General features: G+C 72.5%; 2 protein-coding genes. Both read left to right on the top strand.

Annotated elements, in window-relative coordinates; translation table 11 throughout:
* The first annotated feature begins 91 nt into the window (after positions 1 to 91).
* Entirely contained in the window at positions 92 to 1,072 is a 981-nt protein-coding gene (locus tag LG632_RS29960; protein WP_226731072.1) for a carbohydrate kinase family protein, read from the top strand.
* Positions 1,069 to 2,070 (top strand): homocysteine S-methyltransferase family protein (locus LG632_RS29955; protein ID WP_226731071.1); only part of this gene is annotated, 1,002 nt, incomplete at its 3' end. The genes LG632_RS29960 and LG632_RS29955, both read left to right, overlap by 4 nt.

The raw sequence follows: 2,070 nt of genomic DNA, 5'->3' as shown, positions 1-2,070 counted from the left end.
GGCCGCGCCCCACCACCCGCACGCCCCAGCACCCGCACGCCCCACCACCACTGACGCCCCGCCGACCGACCAGCTCTCCACAGGAGTCCACGTGCGTATCGCGGTGACCGGATCCATCGCCACAGATCACCTCATGGCCTTCCCGGGCCGGTTCGTCGACCAGCTGATCCCCGACCAGCTGGATCACGTCTCGCTGTCCTTCCTCGTCGACGCGCTGGAGGTACGGCGGGGCGGAGTGGCGGCCAACATCGCCTACGGGCTCGGCGGACTGGGCCTCGACCCACTCCTCGCCGGCGCCGTGGGCCCCGACTTCGGCGAGTACGAGGTCTGGCTCAAGGAGCACGGCGTGGACACCAGCGCCGTGCACGTCTCCGCCGAACGCCAGACCGCCCGCTTCATGTGCATGACCGACCAGGACAACAACCAGATCGCCTCCTTCTACGCCGGCGCCATGGCCGAGGCCGGCCGGATCGACCTGCGCGCCGTGCACGAGCGCAGCCCCCTGGACCTGGTGCTCGTCTCGCCCAACGACCCGGGCGCGATGGTCCGCCACACCGAGCAGGCCCGCGCGCTCGGCATCCCCTTCGCCGCCGACCCCTCCCAGCAGCTCGCCCGCCTCACGGGCGAGGAGGTACGCCACCTGGTCGACGGCGCCCACTGGCTGTTCACCAACGAGTACGAGTCCGCGCTGCTGTGCGAGCGCACCGGCTGGACCCGGGCCGAGGTCCTCGAACGCGTCGGCTCCTGGGTCACCACCCTGGGCGCCGAGGGCGTGCGGATCGACCGCAAGGACGGCCCGACCGTCACCGTGCACGCCGTCCCCGACGTCACCGCCGCGGACCCGACCGGTGTCGGCGACGCCTTCCGCTCCGGTTTCCTCGCGGCGCTGAGCTGGCAGCTGCCGCTGGAGAACGCGGCCCAGCTCGGCTGCGCGATGTCCGCGCTGGTCCTGGCCGCCGTGGGCTCGCAGTCGTACGAGATCCGGCCCCAGGCCCTGCTGGACACCCTGCGCGCGGTGTACGGGGACCGGGCCGCCGCCCTCCTCGGACCGAAGCTGGGACAACTGACATGACCTTTACCACGAACGCGCAAGCGGAGCGGGCGAACGCGCTCCGCGAGGCCCTCGCCACCCGGGTGGTGGTCGCCGACGGTGCCATGGGAACGATGCTCCAGGCCCAGGACCCGACGCTGGAGGACTTCCAGCAGCTCGAAGGCTGCAACGAGGTCCTGAACGTCACCCGCCCGGACATCGTCCGCTCGGTCCACGAGGCGTACTTCGCCGTGGGCGTGGACTGCGTGGAGACCAACACCTTCGGTGCGAACTACGCGGCGCTGGCCGAGTACGAGATCACCGACCGGAACTTCGAGCTGTCCGAGGCCGGTGCCCGCGTGGCCCGCGAGGTCGCGGACCGGTTCACCGCCGAGACGGGCCGGCAGCGGTGGGTGCTGGGCTCGATGGGCCCGGGCACCAAGCTGCCCACCCTCGGGCACATCGGCTACACCACCGTCCGGGACGCCTTCCAGATCAACGCGGAGGGCCTGCTGACGGGTGGTGCGGACGCGCTGCTGGTGGAGACCACGCAGGACCTGCTCCAGACCAAGTCGGCGATCGTCGGCGCGCGCCGGGCCATGGACGCCCTCGGCGTGTCCGTGCCGCTGATCTGCTCCGTCACCGTCGAGACCACCGGCACGATGCTGCTGGGTTCGGAGATCGGCGCGGCGCTGACCTCCCTGGAGCCGCTCGGCATCGACATGATCGGGCTGAACTGCGCGACGGGCCCGGCCGAGATGAGCGAGCACCTGCGCTACCTGGCCCGGCACGCGGGCATTCCGCTGTCGTGCATGCCGAACGCCGGCCTGCCCGTGCTGACCAAGGACGGCGCCCACTACCCGCTGTCCGCCACCGAACTGGCCGACGCCCACGAGGGCTTCGTCGCCGACTACGGCCTGTCGCTGGTCGGCGGCTGCTGCGGCACCACCCCGGAGCACCTGGCCCGGGTCGTCGAGCGGGTCCGGGGCGCCGCCCCCGGCGCCCGCGACCCGCGCCCGGAGCCGGGTGCCTCGTCGCTG

The organism is Streptomyces antimicrobicus (assembly GCF_020532625.1).
Classification (GTDB): domain Bacteria; phylum Actinomycetota; class Actinomycetes; order Streptomycetales; family Streptomycetaceae; genus Streptomyces; species Streptomyces antimicrobicus.
Note: the sequence above shows the minus strand (reverse complement) of the source record. Positions and strands in the feature narration are given on the sequence as shown.